This is a genomic window from Brevibacillus sp. SIMBA_040, assembly GCF_046535075.1.
Lineage (GTDB): Bacteria > Bacillota > Bacilli > Brevibacillales > Brevibacillaceae > Brevibacillus.
The window spans coordinates 1-229 of sequence record NZ_JAWRXI010000455.1; the positions used below are offsets into that span (position 1 = coordinate 1).

1 protein-coding gene is annotated in these 229 nt (G+C 52.8%); it reads left to right on the forward strand.

Annotation, left to right across the window (positions count from 1 at the left end; genetic code table 11):
• Positions 1–16: 16 nt before the first annotated feature.
• On the forward strand, positions 17–229 hold a 213-nt coding region (locus SB752_RS33415), incomplete at its 3' end, for a hypothetical protein (RefSeq protein WP_410719661.1).

The following is a 229-nucleotide window of genomic DNA, read 5'->3' on the forward strand; positions in this document are numbered from 1 at the left end:
CGGGGTTTATCAATCTATGAGGACGGAGTTCAATGCCGTCGTCTCGCTAACAGTGTCGTATCCCTCCGATGGTCTGGGCAGGGTACTGGAAATGTTCCCGCGCCTCGAAACGCTGGAGATAAGTGAGCTGAGTCATAGACCAGCGGCGTTTGATAGCATTACTAGACGTGGAGTCCCGCTGAATCCTGGCCTGTTGCCTGAACAACTTTGGCAGTTGAAAACGTTGAGG